14 protein-coding genes are annotated in these 17172 nt (G+C 69.6%); 2 read left to right on the forward strand and 12 right to left on the reverse strand.

Features of this window, described 5'->3' with window-relative positions:
• Positions 1 to 72: 72 nt before the first annotated feature.
• Entirely contained in the window at positions 73 to 1014 is a 942-nt protein-coding gene (locus tag JI745_RS12585) for a LysR family transcriptional regulator (protein WP_201806875.1), read from the forward strand.
• Here the strand turns inward: JI745_RS12585 and JI745_RS12590 are convergent.
• The 3 genes from JI745_RS12590 to JI745_RS12600 are packed head-to-tail and all read right to left on the reverse strand — an operon-like array spanning position 999 to position 3821.
• Positions 999 to 1973 carry a PDR/VanB family oxidoreductase gene (locus JI745_RS12590; RefSeq protein WP_201806878.1) on the reverse strand — a complete coding sequence of 325 codons (975 nt, stop codon included), beginning with the start codon at positions 1971 to 1973 and terminating at the stop codon, positions 999 to 1001. The two genes, JI745_RS12585 and JI745_RS12590, sit on opposite strands and share 16 nt — an antisense overlap.
• A 19-nt stretch (positions 1974 to 1992) precedes the next feature.
• Positions 1993 to 2751: a GntR family transcriptional regulator gene (locus JI745_RS12595; RefSeq protein ID WP_201806882.1), complete on the reverse strand. Its 759-nt coding sequence runs from the start codon at positions 2749 to 2751 to the stop codon at positions 1993 to 1995.
• Positions 2748 to 3821, reverse strand: coding sequence for an aromatic ring-hydroxylating dioxygenase subunit alpha (locus tag JI745_RS12600; protein ID WP_201806884.1), 1074 nt, complete (start codon positions 3819 to 3821; stop codon positions 2748 to 2750). The genes JI745_RS12595 and JI745_RS12600 overlap by 4 nt, the downstream gene beginning before the upstream one ends.
• A 160-nt stretch (positions 3822 to 3981) precedes the next feature.
• On the opposite strand from JI745_RS12600, the gene JI745_RS12605 reads away from it, so the two are divergent.
• Positions 3982 to 5100: a 5-methyltetrahydropteroyltriglutamate--homocysteine S-methyltransferase gene (locus JI745_RS12605; protein WP_201806887.1), complete on the forward strand. Its 1119-nt coding sequence runs from the start codon at positions 3982 to 3984 to the stop codon at positions 5098 to 5100.
• Between the two features lie 3 nt (positions 5101 to 5103).
• On the opposite strand, the gene JI745_RS12610 is transcribed toward JI745_RS12605, so the two are convergent.
• The 9 genes from JI745_RS12610 to JI745_RS12650 all read right to left on the reverse strand — a co-directional run bounded on the left by JI745_RS12610 (position 5104) and on the right by JI745_RS12650 (position 17152).
• Positions 5104 to 7008, reverse strand: a complete 1905-nt coding sequence (locus JI745_RS12610; RefSeq protein ID WP_201806890.1) for a PAS domain S-box protein — start codon at positions 7006 to 7008, stop codon at positions 5104 to 5106.
• Positions 7009 to 7028: 20 nt separating this feature from the next.
• Complete coding sequence (locus JI745_RS12615) at positions 7029 to 9347, reverse strand: PAS domain S-box protein (protein WP_201806893.1); 2319 nt, start codon at positions 9345 to 9347, stop codon at positions 7029 to 7031.
• Positions 9348 to 9355: 8 nt separating this feature from the next.
• The gene (locus JI745_RS12620) at positions 9356 to 10333 is read right to left on the reverse strand and encodes an ABC transporter substrate-binding protein (protein ID WP_201806896.1); all 978 of its coding nucleotides are present in this window, start codon (positions 10331 to 10333) and stop codon (positions 9356 to 9358) included.
• Entirely contained in the window at positions 10330 to 12690 is a 2361-nt protein-coding gene (locus JI745_RS12625) for a PAS domain-containing protein (protein WP_201806899.1), read from the reverse strand. The genes JI745_RS12620 and JI745_RS12625 overlap by 4 nt, the downstream gene beginning before the upstream one ends.
• Positions 12691 to 12705: 15 nt before the next feature.
• Entirely contained in the window at positions 12706 to 13638 is a 933-nt protein-coding gene (locus JI745_RS12630) for an ABC transporter substrate-binding protein (protein WP_201806902.1), read from the reverse strand.
• A 218-nt stretch (positions 13639 to 13856) separates the two neighbouring features.
• The gene (locus JI745_RS12635) at positions 13857 to 14291 is read right to left on the reverse strand and encodes a DUF1810 domain-containing protein (RefSeq protein ID WP_201806905.1); all 435 of its coding nucleotides are present in this window, start codon (positions 14289 to 14291) and stop codon (positions 13857 to 13859) included.
• 77 nt (positions 14292 to 14368) lie between these two features.
• Positions 14369 to 14644 (reverse strand): hypothetical protein, encoded by a 276-nt coding sequence (locus JI745_RS12640; RefSeq protein ID WP_201806908.1) that lies wholly within the window; start codon positions 14642 to 14644, stop codon positions 14369 to 14371.
• A gap of 91 nt (positions 14645 to 14735) precedes the next feature.
• Positions 14736 to 16220 (reverse strand): glycine betaine ABC transporter substrate-binding protein, encoded by a 1485-nt coding sequence (locus JI745_RS12645; protein WP_201806909.1) that lies wholly within the window; start codon positions 16218 to 16220, stop codon positions 14736 to 14738.
• Between the two features lie 44 nt (positions 16221 to 16264).
• Entirely contained in the window at positions 16265 to 17152 is an 888-nt protein-coding gene (locus JI745_RS12650; protein WP_201806911.1) for a LytTR family DNA-binding domain-containing protein, read from the reverse strand.
• Positions 17153 to 17172: the final 20 nt, after the last annotated feature.

The following is a 17172-nucleotide window of genomic DNA, read 5'->3' on the forward strand; positions in this document are numbered from 1 at the left end:
AATAAACAGGCAACTCGCACAATGATCGTTTGGCATTCGCAAACAATCAGCCGCGCCGATGAAGGAGAACCGATGGACCGTTTCGATGCGCTGAGGGCCTTCGCCCGGGTGGTCGAGGCTGGCAGCTTCACCAAGGCCGCGCAGACGCTGCACCTGAGCAAGACCACGGTGACCCAGCTCGTGCAGCAGCTGGAGTCGCGGCTGCGCGTGCGGCTGCTCCACCGCACCACGCGCCGCGTGGCGGTCACCGTCGAGGGGGCGGCCTACTACCAGCGGGTGGTGCGGCTGCTGGACGACCTGGACGAGGCCGACAGCAGCGTCTCGAGCGCGCTGGGGTCGCCCAAGGGCCGGCTGCGCGTGGACGTGCCCAGCCCGATCGCCCGGCTGCTGCTGATGCCGGCGCTGCCGGCGTTCCACACACGCTACCCCGAGATCCAGATCGACATGGGCGTGAGCGACCGGCGGGTCGACGTGATCGGCGACCACGTCGACTGCGTGCTGCGCGGCGGCGAGGTCTCCGACCTCTCGCTCAGCGCGCGGCGCGTGGGGGAGCTCGCCCTCGGCGTCTATGCCGCGCCGGCCTACCTGGCGCGCGCCGGCCACCCGGACCACCCGGCCGAGCTGCAGGACCCGCGCCACCACATCGTCGGCTACCTGCTCGCCAGCAGCGGCACGGTCGCGACCCAGGCGATGCAACGCGGGCCGGAGCGCGTCGACCTGCAGGGCCGCTACGTGGTGGCGGTGGACGATGGCAACGCCTACCTCGCCGCCGGACTGGCCGGCATGGGCGTGCTGTGCCTGCCCACCTACATGGCCGATGCGCACGAGCGGCGCGGCGCCCTGCACCGGCTCTTCGCCGACTGGCAGCTCGCCCCGATGCCGGTGCACGCGGCGTGGCCGCAGAACCGCTACCTCGGCGCCCGGCTGCGGGTCTTCATCGACTGGGTCGCCGAGCTCATGGCCCGGCATGCGCCGTTGGCTGCGGGCGGCGTGTCGGATCAGTCGGCGCGGTAAGCGCTGTCGAGCACCACGCCGCCGCCGCTCACGCGCGACACGCAGGCGCACAGTCGCTGGTTGGCCTGGTGCTCGTGCGGGCTGAAGAACACGTCGCGGTGGTCGATCTGGCCCTGCACCGAGATCACGTCCATCGCACACAGCCCGCATTCGCCCTTGCAGCAGTCGGACAGGGTCTCGACGCCGTGCTCTTCCAGCACGTCGAGCAGCGTGCGATCGGGTGGCACCTCGATGCGCAGCTTGTGGCGGGGCAGCTCCACCCAGAAGGGCTCGGCCGCATGGTGGCCGCTGTTGCCGAAGGTCTCGAAGCGCAGGTCGGCTGGCGCGCGGCCCGCGGCAGCCCAGGCGTCGCGTGCGGCATCGAGCATGCCGAGCGGGCCGCAGACGAGCATCCGCGCACCCGGAGCGAGCGCGGCGATCTCGCGGTCGAGGCTCAGGCGCTCGTCGGCATCGCTGCAGTAGGTCTGCAGGCGCTCGCCCAGGCTTTGCTGCAGCACGTCGGCGTAGACGAGCTCGGCCGCATTGCGCGCGGCGTAGCGCATGCGCACGTCGGCACCCTTGGCCGCGAGCATCTGCGCCATGCCGACCAGCGGGGTGATGCCGATGCCGCCGGCCACGAGCAGGAACTGCGGCGCGTTGAAGGCCAGCTCGAAATGGTTGTCGGGTTCGCCGATGGTCAGCTCTTCGCCGGCTTCGAGCGACCACATGTGACGCGAGCCGCCGTGGCCCGGCTCGGCACGCTTCACCGCGATGCGATAGACCGCCGGGTCGTGCAGGCCCACCAGTGAATAGGAGCGTGTCTCTTCACGCCCGTCGATCATCACCTTGACCTTGAGGTGGCTGCCGACCGTCCACGGCTTCACGCCGCCTTCCGGGCGGATCTCGAACTCGCGCACCGTGGGGCTGAGGTCGCGGTGGGCGCGGATGTGCGCGGGGTGCCAGGTGTTGCTGCTCTTCATCTGTCGGTTGCTTCCAGGTCTATCGGGTGGCGCGGCGGCGGATCAGGCTCGCGCCGGGCAGGCGCTGCAGGCTCTGGTGGCTTTGCAGCGCTTCGCGCAGGTTCTGGTGGGCGATGCGCGCGTGTTCGCGCATCAGGGCTTCGGCGCGCGCGCCTTCGCGCTGCACGATGGCGTTGAGCACCGCGCGATGCTGGGCCTGCGCGACGACGAGCGTGTCGCGCGCATCGGGGCCGGTGGAGCGGGCGAGCACGAAGCCGTTGGGCGAGGCGAAGGGCAAGGTCTTGGCGCGTTCGAGTTGCCGCGAGACGAGGTCGCTGCCGGCCATCTCGCTCAAGAGGTCATGGAAGCGCCCGTTCTGTTCGACATAGCCGTTGAACGAGTCTTCGCTCAGCTCGGGCTGGGCCAGCAGGTCGTCGATGCGGGCGATGCAGTCGCGCGCTTCGGCGAGCAACACGGACGTGACGCCGCGCTCGGCCGCAAGCCGTGCAGCCAGCCCTTCGAGCGTGCCGCGCACTTCGATCGCGTCGTGGATGTCGGCTTCGGAGAAGTCCTTCACCGCGAAGCCACCGTTGGGCAGCGCTTCGAGCAGGCCTTCTTCCTGCAGGCGCACCAGCGCCATGCGGATCGGCGTGCGCGAGGCGCCGAGCAGGTCGACGAGCGTGAGCTCGGCGATGCGGCTGCCGGGCTTCAGCTCGCCGCCGACGATCAGCTCGCGCAGCTTCAGCTGCACGCGCACTGTCTGCGAGGTGCCGATGTCGTCGTCGAGCTTGGCGCTCATGCGGCGGTCCGCAGCGGGATCACACGCGGTGCATCGGGCGGCGTCTCTTTCACCACCATCTTGTCGATCAGCCTGCGCGCCCACATCGAGCCGGCGTCGATGTTGAGGTTGTAGAACTTGTAGCCCGGGTGTTCGTCGATCGCCTGCTGCTGGGCTTCAAGAATCGTCTCGTCCTCGCGGAAGATGCCGGCCACGCCTTCGCGCAGCTCGTGCGTGAGGCGCTGCTCGCCCAGGCAGTAGTTGCGCGCGAAAGCCCAGAAGTAGTGGCAGGTGGTCTCGGTCTCGGGCGTGATCGTGTTGAGCACGAAGCCGTTCACGCCCTGCGACCGATCGCCCTGCGGTGCGCCCGTGCCGGCCTTGGCCACCCCCACGTCGATGGTGATGGTGCACGGCGCCTCGAAGCGGATGATCTGCCAGCGGTCCACCTTGCCCTCGTAGCCGGTCGCGTGCTTCAACTGGCTGGCCCAGAAGGGCGGCGCGTCGATGCCTTCCATCCAGCGGGTGACGGTGGCGAACTTGTCGCTGTGCGTGGCCACGAAGGGCGCTTCGGCCACGGCGCGCTGGCCGATGGACGAGCCGTGCACGAAGGTCTCGTGCGTCAGGTCCATCAGGTTGTCGAGCACCAGGCGGTAGTCGCACTTCACCTGGATCAGCTTGCCGTCGCCGGCCCATTCGGGGTGGTCGTTCCAGTGCAGGTCGGGCACCTTCGATGCGTCGGCCAGCGCCGGGTCGCCGGGCCAGATCCAGATAAAGCGGTGCTTCTGCACGACCGGAAAGGAACGCACGCAGGCCGAGGGGTTGATCGTCTCCTGCGAGGGCATGTGGGTGCAGCGGCCATCGCCGTTGAAGACCAGGCCGTGGTAGCCGCAGGTGATCTCGTCGTCGTGCAGCGTGCCCTTGGACAACGGCAGCAGGCGGTGCCAGCAGGCGTCTTCCAGCGCGGCCACCGAGCCGTCCTTGCGGCGGAACATGACGATCTTCTGGCCGCAGATGGTGCGGCTCAGCAGGGCCGGTTTCACCTCCACGTCGTAGGCGGCGGCATACCAGGCGTTGAGGGGGAAGGTCTTCATGGCAGGCACTTTCTGAATACGCGCTGTATACAGAAAGAGTCTATCCGGGCTGCCAGATGGAACAAAACGCGGGTAAACCCGGATCTTCAGGGCGCTCCTGTATCCATTCACAGGCCTCCGCCGCTAACATCGCCGTCTTTCCTGGATTCCGGAGACGACCATGAGTGCACGCCCCACCCCACCCTTCCGCGCCGACCACGTGGGCAGCTTCCTGCGCCCCAAGCGCCTGCTCGAAGCCCGCGAAAAGAAGGCCAAGGGCGAACTCTCGGCCGCCGAGCTGCGCCGGGTGGAAGACGAGTGCATCACCGAGATCGTCAAGTTCCAGGAAGACGTGGGCCTGAAGTCGATCACCGACGGGGAGTTCCGCCGCACCTATTTCCACATCGACTTCCTCGAGCAGCTCGGCGGCGTGAAGACCGACATCCCGGTCACCGTGGTCCGCCCCGACGGCACCGAGGAGCTGGCGCCGCCGGTCATGCGCGTGATCGACAAGGTGAAGCACGCGAAGGACATCCAGCTCGCCGACTTCCAGTACCTGAAGAGCCAGATCGCCCCCGGCAGCACCGCCAAGGTGACCATCCCCTCGCCGACCATGCTGCACTTCCGCGGCGGCCGCGCGGGCATCAGCCGCGAGGCCTACCCCGAGCTCGAGCCCGACTTCTACCAGGACGTGGCCAATGCCTACGGCGACGAGCTGCGCTCGCTGGCCGCCGCCGGCTGCACCTACGTGCAGATGGACGACACCAACCTCGCCTACCTGTGCGACGAGAAGATGCGTGAGGCCGCCCGCCAGCGCGGCGACGACCCCAACGAGCTGCCGCACCGCTACGCCAAGTTCATCAACCTCGTGGTCGCGCAGAAACCTGCCGGCATGACGCTCGCGATGCACCTGTGCCGCGGCAACTTCAAGAGCACGCACGCCGCGGCCGGCAATTACGAGCCGGTGGCCGAAGCCCTGCTGTCGGAGATGAAGCTCGACGCCTACTTCCTCGAGTACGACGACGACCGCTCCGGCGACTTCCGCCCGCTGCGCTACCTCGCCAAGGGCAAGACGGTGGTGCTGGGCCTCGTCACCACCAAGTTCGGCGAGATGGAGAGCAAGGACGCCCTGAAGCGACGCATCGACGAAGCCTCGAAGTACGCGCCGATCGAGCAGCTGTGCCTGTCGCCGCAATGTGGCTTCTCATCCACGGTGCACGGCAACAACATCGCCGTGGAGGCGCAGCGCAACAAGCTCAAGCTGGTCGTCGAAACCGCACGCGAGGTGTGGGGAGACTGACGATCAGGGTGCCGCGTCGAACTCCACCTCGACGCGCGTCCCGCCCCGCGGCTCGCTCGTGATCTCGATCGAGCCGCCCATGCGCTCCACCAGCCCGCGCGTGACCACGAGGCCAAGCCCCGTGCCGACGATGTTCGAGTGCTCCTGGCCCAGTCGTTCGTAGGGCTGGTACAGCCGCTCCAGCTGGTCGGGCGTCATGCCCACGCCTTCGTCGACGACCGAGAACTTCACGCGCCCTGCGTCAGACGGCTCGAGCGCCCAGCGCACGAAGCCCTGCGGCTTGTTGTACTTGATGGCGTTGGAGCCCACGTTGAGCAGCGCCTGGCGTAGCCGCAGCGGGTCGGCCATCACGCGCACCTCGGGGCGCACGCGGTTGTCGAGCCAGAGGTGGTGCGCCTGCGCGCTCGGCTTCAGCAGGCCGATCGCTTCGTCGATCGCGTCGTGCAGGCCCACGGGCTCCAGCGGCACCGCGAGGCCCTTGGTGTAGCCGGGCGGCGCCTCCAGCACTTCGCGCACCAGCGACAGCATGTGCCGCCCGGCGCTCACCACCTGCTCGGCATACCCATGCAGCTGGGCGCTGCTGCCCATCGACATGACCTTCATCAGCTCCCCATAGCCGAGCACCGCGTTGAGCGGCGTGCGCATCTCGTGCGTCACACGCGCCAGCACATCGCGGGTGGCGCGGTTCTGCGCATCGCTTGCCTGGCGTCGCATGCGCTCGACGGCCAGCTCGGCCGCCTTGCCGGCGATCTCGCGCTGCGCCTGCTGATCGTGCACCTGGTAGAGGAAGCACACCAGCTCCTCGTCTTCACGCACCACCGTCACCACCACCAGCACCGGCGAGCCGTCCATCGCCGTGCCGTCGGCATGCAGGTAGCGCTTCTCGAACTGCACCATCGGCTCGTGGCCGAGCACCAGCTCCTGCAGCCGCTCCTCTTCAAAGGGCAGGTCCTCGGCGAGCGTGAGGCTGTCGCTCGACATGCCGATCAGCGCCGACACCTCGTGCCCCACCATGCGCGCAAACGCTTCGTTGGCGAGCAGCACGCGCCGGTCCAGCGAGACCAGCGCCATGCCGATGGGCGCAAAGTCGAAGGCCGAGCGGAAACGGTCCTGCGCCTCCAGCAGCCGCTGCTCCTGCACGAGCCGGTGCGAGGCGTTGCGCAGCAGCACGATGCCGCCGGTCTTCTGGCCCTGCGCATCGCGGATCGGGCCCGTCCATTCGTCGATGTGCAGCGCGCTGCCGTCGCGCCGGTGCAGCGTCATCGCGTTGGCCATCGCCACACGCTGCTGCGTCGACACCTCCTCGGCCGGCGCGAGGTGGCCGAGCGAGTGCAGCTCCTGCTCGGCGATGCTGATGCTCACCACCTCGTCGACGCTCCGGCCCACCGCATCGCGCAGGTCCCAGCCGGTCAGCTGCTCGGCGGCCGGGTTCATGAAGCGCACCTGGTGCTGCTCGTTGGTGAGCACCACGCCGTCGGTCACGCATTGCAGGGCAAACGCGAGCGATCGTTCGGTGCCGCGCTCGGCGCGCTCCATCTGCGCCTTGGTCAGCGCCACCTCCACGCCGGCCGCCACTTCCTTGATCTGGAAGGGCTTGGTCAGGTAGCCGTACGGCGCGGTCCCGGCCGCGCGGCGCACCGTCTGCGCATCGCTGAACGAGGTGAGGAAGATGACCGGCAGGTCCATCTGCCGGCGCAGCTGTGCCGCCACCTCCACGCCATCGACCGAGCCCTTGAGCTGGATGTCCATCAGCGCCAGAGAGGGCCGGTGCTTCGTGGCCAGCGCCACGGCCTGTTCGGCATCGTCGGCAATGCCGACGACGGTGTAGCCCAGGTCTTCGAGCTGCATCTTCAGGTCGAGGGCGACGACCGCTTCGTCTTCCACGATCAAGATCGACGATGGCGACATGGGGACTCTTCTCCTCTGCGTCAAAGGCGCTTCAATACCGCGCTGAAGCGCGTGCCATGTTCGGAATGCACCTGCAGCTCGCCGCCCAGCTGGCGCGCGAGCGAGGCTGCCAGCTGCAGGCCCATCTTGGAGGTCGTGCGGCTCGGGCCGTCGATCTCGAAACCCTCAGGCAGGCCGACGCCGTCGTCGCTGACCGAGAGCTCCGCACCGCCAGGCCCTGGCCGCAGCACCACGTGCACCTCGCCTTCCTTGCGGCCGCGGAAGCCATGCTTGTAGGCATTGCCCACGAGTTCGGCCACCAGCAGGCCGAAGGGGATGGCGCCGTCGAGCCCGGCGTGGGCCACCTCGATGTCGGCACGCACCGCGATGTGCCGTTGGCAGGCCACCTCGCCGATCTGGAACAACAGGTCACGCGTGTACTCGGGCAGCGACACCGAGGCGAGGCTGCCCGACTGGTAAAGCTTCTCGTGCACGAGCGCGATGGCGCGCACGCGCTGCACGCTGTCGTCGAGCGCCGCACGCGCCGGCCCGTCGGGCACGCTGCGCCGCTGCAGCGCGAGCAGGCTCTGAACGACCTGCAGGTTGTTCTTCACACGGTGGTAGACCTCCTTCAGCAAGGTCTCCTTCTCGTCGAGCGCATGCGTGAGCCGCTCCTGCTGGCGCTGCACCAGCGCCTCGGCGGCCTTGCGTGCGCTGATGTCCTGCACGAGCAGCGCGAACTGGCCGGCCGTCGGCTGGTAGGCCACCACCTCCAGCCAGCGTTCGCCGCCGCCCAGCTGGTGCTCGCCGCGGTAGGCCAGGCCCTTGAGCGCGACCTCGCCGAAGCGCTGGATCCAGCCCTCGCGCGTGCCGTCGAGGTCGGGTGCGAGCTCGGTCGAGCCACGGCCCAAGGCTTCGCCGCGGCTCACGCCCAGCAGCTCGGCATACACCGCGTTCATCGCCAGCACCTTGTAGCCGCGTGCACGGCCATCGCTGCCGACGATGATCTCGTGCAGCGCGAAGCCGTGGTCCAGGTGGTCGAAGAGCGCCCGGTAGCGCATCTCGCTGTCCGACAGGCGCAGCTCCAGCGCCTTGCGCCCGGTGATGTCGTAGCCGAGGCCGTAGAAGCCCGACACCTGCCCCGCCTGCACCGACTGGTCGGGCACCAGCGTCACGCGCAGCTGGCGCAGGCCGCTGGTGGTGAGCATCGCCAGCTCGAACTCCTGGCGCTGGCCTTCCAGCACGCGCGCGATGTAGGGCGCCATCACGCCATAGGCCACCGGGTCGACGACGTCGAAGATGTCCTGCAGGCGCTGGCCGACGATCTGCCGCACCGGCAGGCCCACCGAGGCCTGGAACTCGCGGTTGGCCAGGCGGGTGACGCCGTTGCGGTCCCAGTAGCCGAGCGTGGCGGGCACGTTGTCGATGATGGCGTTCAGGTCGCCCAGCGTGCGCTGCAGCTCGGCGGCGAGGCGCTTGCGCTCGGTGATGTCCTGCAGCACCGCGAGCGAGCGCAGTGGCTGGCCAGCGTCGTCGCGCTCGAGCGTGGCCGACAGCAGCATGTCGACCACCCGCCCATCCTTGCGCACGAATTCGTATTCGATGTCATCGCAGCGCCCGCTGCGAAAGAAGGCCGGCAGCACCTCGTCACGCGCACGCGCTTGCGAGGCGGGCGTGAGGAATTCCGACGACTTGCGCCCCACGACCTCGGAGCGCTCGTAGCCGAGGTGGGCGAGCCAGGCATCGCTCACCTCGATGATGCGGCCCTCGCCGTCGATCGAATGCAGCAGCGCCGGCGTGGCCTCGTACAGCCAGTGGTGGCGCCGGTCGCCATCGGCCAGGTGCCGGGCCCGGTCGAGCAGGCTCGCCACCGCCACGCGCGCCAGCGCCGCCAGGGCCTCGCGCTGCGCGGGCTCGAGCACGCGCGGGCTGCGGTCGAGCACGCACAGGCAACCGACCGTCTCGCCGCCCGGCAACACCAGCGGTGCGCCTGCGTAGAAGCCGATGTGCAGACCGGCCTGCGCGAGGCCGCTCTCTGCGGAGCGGGCGTCCTGCCGGACGTCGGGGATCTCCACCACACCCGGGCCCTGCAACACACGTTCGCAGAGCGAAGCGGCACGCGGCAGCTCGCGCAAGCCGGCCAGCCCCGTTTGCGACTTGACCCACTCGCGCTGCGCACCCAGGAACGACAGCATCGCCATCGGCGCGCCGCACAGCGTGGCGGCCGACTGCACCAGCGTGTCGAACACCGGCTCGGGCTGGGTGTCGAGGATGGACAGGAACGACAGCGCCCGCAGGCGGCGCAGCTCGACTTCGTCGGCAGGCGGGGCGGAAACGGCGATGCCGAGGGTGGATTCCATGCCTCGGCTCACTGCACCAGGCTCACCGCGCGCGGGAACGACTTGCGCAGCAGCGAGGGCTCGATGGTGTGCAAGAGGCTCGCGGGCCGCTGCCGCGCTTCGACCAGCCCTTCGCGGATGGCCCAGCGCGCCTGCTCCTCCATCGTGCTGATCAGCGACTGGTCGAGGCGGATGCGGTAGTCGTGCTCCTTGAGGTGGGTGGCCGATGCATCCGGCAGCCGCGCCTGCAGCACCGCCAAGGCCTCGGCCGGCTTGTCGGCGATGAAGCGCTCGGCCTTCACCAGTGCCTGCAGCAGCCGCGTCATCTCGGCGCCGCGGCCCTGCAGCCGCAGGCGGTCGGTGACCACGGTGAAATGCTGCGTGTAGACACGCGGGTTGGGCATCACCACCGCGTCGGCGCCCAGCGCCTCGATCGCGCGCGACGCATGCGGCTCCCACACCGCCACCGCATCGATGCGCCCGGCACGCAAGGCCTCGACCATCTTGTCGGGATCCATCGGCGCCTTGGTCATGTCGCGTGGGTCGATGCCGTGGAAGGTCATCCAGGTGTCGAGGAAATACTGCGACGAGCTGGCCTCGACGTAGGCCACCCGGCGGCCCTTCAGGTCGCCCGCGCCCTGCACGCCGGTGCTGCGGCGGGCGACGAGCTTGATCTGGTGCGACGAGGTGCTGAGCGAGCCGATGATGGCGAGGTCGCTGCGCTTGAAGCTCGCCAGCGTGACCGCGAGCTCGGCGGCAGTGGCCACGTCCGCCTGCTCCTGCATCATCAGCTCGAGGCAGCTGCGGCCGCTGCTGCAATCGCGAAAGCGCAGCGCGAGGCCTTCGGCCTCGAAGAAGCCCTTGGCCTGCGCCACGTAGACCGGCAGCGACACCGGCCCGCGCGACACCGCCACCACCAGCGGCTCAGCGCCCTGCACGAGCCCCATCGTCAGCGCCAGCGCGACCGCCAGCAGCCCACGCCTCAGCATGCGCACCTGCCACCTCATGCCGCCTCCTGCGCGAAGCGGTAGGTGTTGCGGCCGGCGCGCTTGGCCACGTAGAGCGCCTTGTCGGCGTGGGCCAGCAGCTCTGAGACGCTCAGCTGCGCCCGCCCCGGCGCGCAATAGGCCACGCCCACGCTGGTGCTGATGACAATGCGCCCGCCGCCTTGCAACGCCACGGGCTCTTCCATGCACGCGATGATCTTCTGGGCCACCTGCTCGGGCTCCGCGTCGCCGCGCAGGCCTTCGAGCAGGATCACGAACTCGTCGCCGGCGAAACGCGCCACGGTGTCGGTCATGCGCACGCAGCGGCGCAGCCGGTCGGCAAAGAGCCTGAGCACCTCGTCGCCGGCCACGTGGCCGTGCGTGTCGTTGATCTCCTTGAATCGGTCGACGTCGAGGAACATCAGCGCCGTGCCGGTGCCGGCACGCTCGCCACGCATCAGCGCCATCGGCAGCACCTCGTTGAACTGGTAGCGGTTGGCCAGGCCGGTGAGCGTGTCGATCCGGACGAGCTCGCTCAGCCGCTGCTGCACCTGCTTCATGGCCGACACGTCGGTGCTCAGCGCGTAGACGCCCGCCACGCTGCCGTCGGGCTGGATGTCGGGCAGGTAGGTGCCCTGCAGGCTGCGCTTCACGCCCAGCAGCTCGGACTCGATTTCGAACGTGACCCGCTCACCCATCAGCGCCCGCTGCAGGAAGGGCTGCACCTGCGCATAGTGCGCGGCCGTCACCACCTCGGCCTTGCGCCGTCCGATCGCCGCGGCCGGCTCCACGCCCATCCATTCGCGCAGCGTCTGGTTGGCGAAGCGGTAGCGCTCGTCCTGGTCGATGTAGGCAATGAGCACCGGCAGGTTGTCGGTGATGGCGCGCAGCCGGCCTTCCGCACGGGCCTGCTCCAGCTGGGCCTCCTTCATCGCGGTGATGTCGAAGGTCATCAGGTAGAAGCCGCGCTGGGCGCCGCCTTCCAGCCGGTCGGGGATCAGGTGCGCCTGGAAATGCGCGGTGCGGCCCTGGAACGGCAGCTTGCCCTGGAAGCGCGCACGCCGACCCTGCAGCACCTCCTGCACGGAGGGCTCGTGCTGCGCGTAGTTGGCATCGCCGAGCGCCGCGCGCATCGAGAGGCCGGGAATCTGCGAGCGCTCCAGGCCGTTGGACTTGAGGCCGGCGTCGTTCGCATAGAGGCAGCGCTCCTGCATGTCGAAGTAGCCCACCATCGCGGGGATGCTGTTGAGCAGGTCCAGCAGGCGCTGCTCGCTCGCGGCCACGCGCTGCTCGGCTTCGTGGCGCTCGGTGATGTCGACCATCATCGCGTAGCAGCCGCGCACGCTGCCGTCGGGGGCGACGTCGGGGATGTAGTCGATCTGGTAGTGCCGCTCGCTGCCGCTGCGGCGGGAGCTGCTCGTCCACTGCACGCGCTGGCCGGCGAGCGCCTCCTCGATGCGCTCGCGCACCTTGCCCTCGTAGATCTCGGGGGTCAGCATCTCGCGCATGTGCCGCCCCAGCATCGACGCCGGGTCGGTGTTCCACCAGTCGAGGTAGCGCTGGTTGGCGAACTCGTAGCGCTGGTCGCGGTTCACATAGGCGATGAGCGCCGGCATGTTGTCGGTGATGGCGCGCAGCTGCTGCTCGGAGCGCTGCAGCCGCTCGCGGCTCTCCGACAGCGCGACCGACATCGCGTCGAACTGCCGCGCCAGGTCGCCGAGCTCGTTGCGCTCGGTGCTGGCGATGCGGTGGGCCATGTCGCCCGCACCGAGGGCGCGGGCGGCGGCCTCCAGGCGCGTGAGCGGCACCAGCACGCGCTGGCGCACCAGCAGCGCCACGCCGCAGAGAAAGGCCAGCAGCAGGCCGGGCACGAAGAAGGCGACGGCCCGGAACTGCTCGTCGGCCTGGGCCTTCACCTGCGAGGCGTCGAGGAACCACTGGTAGGCGTAGTCGCTCATCGCCTGCGTGCTGGTGAGCAGCTGGTCGACCAGCATCTCCTTGCGCCGGGCGGCGAATGCTTCACCGCCGGGCGGCAGCGATTCGAGCTTGAAGAAGAGCGGCGGCAGCGCGCCCACCACCGAGTGGAGCTCGGTGAGCGCCATGCTGTCGATCACGCCCGAGCGGCCTTCGCCGAGCGTCTTCGCGATGGTGGCGTGGCGCTGGTGCCACTGCTGGGCGGCACGCGGCTCGGCGTAGCGCGCGTATTCCTGCGTGAGCGTGAGCAGGCCCGCCACCTCGTGCGCGGTGACCTGGGCGCGGCGCTGCGCCTCGCCCGCCGCATCGCTCTGTCGCGCGGCCGCCATCACCACCGCGAGCGAGGCCAGGCCCGCCACCAGCGAGGTGGCGACGGCAGCGATGACCTGGACGCGGATGCGCATGTTCGCCCCTTCCCCCTATCGCCCGATCGTGGCGGCGGTCGGCTTCACCTTGCGCAAGGGCGCGGCGTGCACGAGCGACAGGTAGTTGGGCGGCGCCTTGCCCGCGATCTGCCCTTCCCTCAGGGCCCAGCGGGCCTGGCTTTCCATGGTGGCGATGAGCGCCTGGTCGAGCCCGAGGCGATACGAGAAGCTCGGCCACGAGAACTCGAGGAAGTCGCTCTCCATCGCGAGCCGGCGGCGCAGGATCGCCTTGGCCGCGTCGGGCTCCTGCTGGATGAAGAGCTCGGCGCGGCGCAGCGCGCGCAGCAGGCGCTCGAACGCCACGTCCTGCACCCCGACCAGGCGGCGTTGCACCGCGAGGTTGAAGGTCTGGATGTAGCCGTTCGAGGCCGAGAGGGCGTGCCCGCCACCGTTGAGCGCCTTCAGCGCCTGGTAGCCATAGGGCTCCCAGCAGGCGATGGCGTCGACCTTGCCCGACACGAGGTTCTCGACCAGCTGCTCGGGCCGCAGGTCGACGATGCGCACCGTGCGCGGGTCGATGCCCGAGACGATGAGGAAGAGGTCGAGGTAGTACTGCGCCGCCGAGCCGATGGGCACGCCGATGCGGCGCGAGGTGAGGCTCGCGTCGCCGCCCTTGGGGCCGCGCATGATGATCTTGAGGTCTTCGCTCGCATGCACGAAGGAGGCGATGATGGCGAAGTCGGTGCGCCGGAAGGCGGTGAGCGCCATCGGCAGGTCGGCCACGGTCGCCACGTCGGCGCGGCCCTCGAGCATCTGGGCGAGGCAGCGCTGGCCGCCCAGGCATTCCTGCAGCTGGACCTCGACCGACTCGGCGGAAAAGTAGCCCTTCTCCTCGGCCACGTAGAGCGGCAAGGACAACGGCGTGCGAGAGACCGCCAGGCGGAGCGGCTCGGCACAGGCGAGGCCCGGCACGAGCAGAGCCCACACGGCCCACCCCCACACCACTCGCCGAAGACACATTGCTATTCGCATGGTTCACCCTCGACGAACGCGCCGATTGCAGAACGACCAGCTCAGGGCGGCAGTTCCGCAGAGCACGGCCAGCATGCTACTGAGTCGGCATGCGCGGGGGTGGGAAAGCGAGATGTATCTCTGCGCATTTCCGGCAATACGGCCGGCTTGTGAGGAGTTGCTGTCGCGCCGACTCAGGCCGGCTCGTCGTCCAGCAGGGCCTGTGTACGTAGATCCCGCAATCCGCCGTACCAGCGGTCGAGCGCCATCGACCAGACCGGCTCGCCCGGGGCGACGGTCTCGAAAAGCGTGAGGCAGGAGCAGAACTTCAGGTCGTCGGGCGAGCCGAAGATCTCGTGGGCGCTCTTGTGCGGCACGGCCAGCACACGCTGCACCGAGCGCTTGAGCCGCGGGCCGAGCACCGGGTGCGCCCAGTACGCCGCGGCCTCCTGGCGCGAGGCGATGCCGTAGCGCCGCGCCATGTCGCTTCGGCCCAGCGCTTTCAGTTGCGGGAAGACGAACCACATCCAGTGGCTGGTCTTCGCGCCGGCGTTCAGTTCCGCGTCGACTTGCGCCATCACCGGCGCTTGGGCGTCGACAAAACGTTGCAGGTCATGCGGGTCGCTCATCAGGCTCTCCTCGGGCTCGCTGGGGTCAAGGGAAGCGCAGAATATTCCGCCGGATTGGCGGCCGGCATGGGGAAAGCTCAGGCCGGATCAGGGAAATGTGACCAGCGCCGCAACACCGTCACGAAAGTCACCGCATAACAGCCGGCCACGTTGCCGATGCACACCCAGGTGTAGTTCGGGTCTTCACTGACGAAGTGCGCGTAGAGCAGCGACACGGTGGACGAGGCGCACCACAGGCCCCAGGTGGGCAGCGACACGTCGGCCGCGCCATTGCGGCTCTTCCACACGGCCCGCACCTGCGGCACGTAGCCGATCACGAAGACCACCCCGAACAGCGCATACAACGCGCTCACGACACCCAGCACGACGACACCTCAAGACTGCTGGCGGCAGTGTCGCGCAGCGCCCCGCGGCAGAAGGGCTGAACAAGCGGGCTGAGACCGCCTACTTGCGCCTGAGCCCGCGCTCGGCCAGCTCGAACACCCCCTGCGTGGCCAGCGCCAGCACCGCCGCCGGGATGGCCCCGGCCAGCAGCGTCGTGTGGTCGTTGAGCGCGAGGCCGGTGACGATGCGCTCGCCGTAGCCGCCGGCGCCGATGAAGGCAGCGATGGTCGCCGTGCCCACGCTGATCACCGCCGCGGTCTTGATGCCGGCGAGCAGCACGGGCGCGGCGAGCGGCAGGTCGACGCTGCGCCAGCGCTGCGAGGCCGTGAGGCCGAGCGCCGTGCCGGCCTCGCGCAGGCCGGCCGGCACCTGCTGCAGGCCGGTCGCGGTGTTGCGCACGATGGGCAAGAGCGCATAGAGCGCCAGCGCCACCAGCGCCGGCACGGTGCCGATGCGCCCGAGCAGCGGGATCAGCATGGCCAGCAACGCGAGCGACGGCACCGTCTGCAGGAGGCCCACCGCCGCCATCACCGGCTGCTCGACCCGCGGCAGTGCCGCCGCTGCCGCGCCGAGCGGGATGCCGACGATGCAGGCCGCGAGCACCGCCACGGCGACGAGCAGCAGGTGCTGCGCGGTGAGGCGCCCGAGGTCATCGGCGAAGAGGCGGTCGAGCAGGCCGGTGCGGGCGGCTGCTGCCTGAGTGGGTGCCAGGAAACCCCGCGCCACCTCGGCGAACGGCTGGCCCTTCAGCTCGGCCTGGCCGTTCATCTCGATCATGCGTGCGACGCCGATGCGGCCTTCGAGGGCCTTCAATGCCTGCCACGCCGCGGGAAAGCGCTGCGGCAGGTCGAGCCGGTAGAGCAGCACCGCGTCGTAGCGCGGGAAGAAGCCGAGGTCGTCGTCGAGCACGCGCAGGCCGAGCGTCGCGATCTTGGCGTCGGTGGTGTAGATGTCGGTGGCGGCGATGCGGCCGCTCGCGAGCGCCTCGTAGGCGATGCCGTGGTCGATGCCCACCGGTTTGTGGGGCAGGCCGTAGCGCGCGGCGAGGCCGGGCCAGCCGTCCTGCCGGCCGAGGAACTCGTGCGACAGCCCGAGCGCGAGGGCGGGGTGCGCCTGGAGGTCGCTGAGTCGCGCGATGTTCAGCCGCCGCGCCTCGGCTTCGGTCATCGCCAGCGCGTAGCCGTTGGAGAAGCCGAGCGTGCCGGTGACGCCGAGGCCCTGCTGCGCGAGCCCCGCGCGCAGCGCGTCCTCGCTGTTGAGCTGCGGCTGCTTAAGGATCTCGGCCGCGATGGTGCCGAGGTACTCGGGATAGACATCGATCGCGCCGGCCTTCAGCGCCTCGAACACCACCGCGGTGTTGCCCAGCCCCTGGCGGTGCTGCGCCGCCGTGCCGGCCTGCTGCGCCGTCTGCGCGACGATCTCGCCGAGGATGTACGACTCGGTGAAGCGTTTCGAGCCGACCTGCAACTCCGCAGCACCGGCCGGAGCTGCGATGCAGAGGACCAGGGCGCAGCACAGCAGGCGTAGGGCAGACACGATGGGCATGCCCCATCTTGCCAAGACCTCCCGCACCCCTCACACAGGAAGGGTCAGCGCAAGGCCTGCGGCGCCAGCGCCTGCCGGTAGCGCCGGCTGCACGGCACGGTGCCGCCGCTGCGCATGTGCAAGCGGGCATCGCCGCTGTCCTGCGGCTCGATCTCACGCACGTGGTCGAGGTTGACGGCCCAACTGCGGTGGACGCGCACGAAGCGCGCAGGGTCCAGTTGCGCGAGGACGTCCGCCAGGGGAGACCGCAGCAGGTAGTCGTGGCCGTTCACACGCAGGCCCACATAGTTGCCCTGCGCCTGCAGCCACTCGATGTCGCCGGCCGCGACGAGAAATTCCCTGCGCAGCTTGCGCACCAGGAAGCGCTCTGGCCGCGGCGGCTCGGGCACGGCGGGAGCCGGCGCACCGGGGGCCGGCTCGGGGGCATCCAACACACGGGCTTCGCCCTGCAGGCGCAGCAGGAACAGCTGGTAGGTCCACAGCGCCAGCATGCACAGCCCATAGCTGCGCGCATCCTTCAGGTACTCGTAGCGCAGCATCGCAAGCCACGGCCCCTGGTCGTACTGATCGCCGAGCGCGGCATACGCGAGCTTGCGCAGCGCGACCATGGCGGCCACGTGCACCGCGCAGAAGACCAGCGAGCCCAGCAGGTGCGCGACCAGGTGCCGGCGCCAGCGCGCATGCGGCAGCGGGTAGCGCCGGTACATCGCCACCAGGGCCGGCAACAGCGCGAGCAACACCAGGTTGCTGGTGAGTTCCCACACCAGGGGCCGCCAGTACGGCGCCTGCGGCTCGGTGCTGCGCAGGTCGGCCCAGCTCACCAGGCTGTTGGTCACCATCTGGAAGAGCACCACCAGCACCCAGAACGCTGGCTCGGCCACGGGGCGCCAGGGCTGGTAGCGGGCGAACCAGTTGTCGTGCTGCGGCGGCATGGGCGACGAGTCTAGGGCTC

The sequence above is a fragment of the Piscinibacter sp. HJYY11 genome, assembly GCF_016735515.1.
In the GTDB taxonomy this organism is placed as follows: domain Bacteria; phylum Pseudomonadota; class Gammaproteobacteria; order Burkholderiales; family Burkholderiaceae_C; genus Rhizobacter.

What these genes read in the sequence shown, in the direction of transcription:
- JI745_RS12585 (WP_201806875.1), top strand. Translation starts at nt 73, where the DNA reads ATGGACCGTTTCGATGCGCTGAGGGCCTTCGCCCGGGTGGTCGAGGCT.
- JI745_RS12590 (WP_201806878.1), bottom strand. Translation starts at nt 1,973, where the DNA reads ATGAAGAGCAGCAACACCTGGCACCCCGCGCACATCCGCGCCCACCGC.
- JI745_RS12595 (WP_201806882.1), bottom strand. Translation starts at nt 2,751, where the DNA reads ATGAGCGCCAAGCTCGACGACGACATCGGCACCTCGCAGACAGTGCGC.
- JI745_RS12600 (WP_201806884.1), bottom strand. Translation starts at nt 3,821, where the DNA reads ATGAAGACCTTCCCCCTCAACGCCTGGTATGCCGCCGCCTACGACGTG.
- JI745_RS12605 (WP_201806887.1), top strand. Translation starts at nt 3,982, where the DNA reads ATGAGTGCACGCCCCACCCCACCCTTCCGCGCCGACCACGTGGGCAGC.
- JI745_RS12610 (WP_201806890.1), bottom strand. Translation starts at nt 7,008, where the DNA reads ATGTCGCCATCGTCGATCTTGATCGTGGAAGACGAAGCGGTCGTCGCC.
- JI745_RS12615 (WP_201806893.1), bottom strand. Translation starts at nt 9,347, where the DNA reads ATGGAATCCACCCTCGGCATCGCCGTTTCCGCCCCGCCTGCCGACGAA.
- JI745_RS12620 (WP_201806896.1), bottom strand. Translation starts at nt 10,333, where the DNA reads ATGAGGTGGCAGGTGCGCATGCTGAGGCGTGGGCTGCTGGCGGTCGCG.
- JI745_RS12625 (WP_201806899.1), bottom strand. Translation starts at nt 12,690, where the DNA reads ATGCGCATCCGCGTCCAGGTCATCGCTGCCGTCGCCACCTCGCTGGTG.
- JI745_RS12635 (WP_201806905.1), bottom strand. Translation starts at nt 14,291, where the DNA reads ATGAGCGACCCGCATGACCTGCAACGTTTTGTCGACGCCCAAGCGCCG.
- JI745_RS12645 (WP_201806909.1), bottom strand. Translation starts at nt 16,220, where the DNA reads ATGCCCATCGTGTCTGCCCTACGCCTGCTGTGCTGCGCCCTGGTCCTC.
- JI745_RS12650 (WP_201806911.1), bottom strand. Translation starts at nt 17,152, where the DNA reads ATGCCGCCGCAGCACGACAACTGGTTCGCCCGCTACCAGCCCTGGCGC.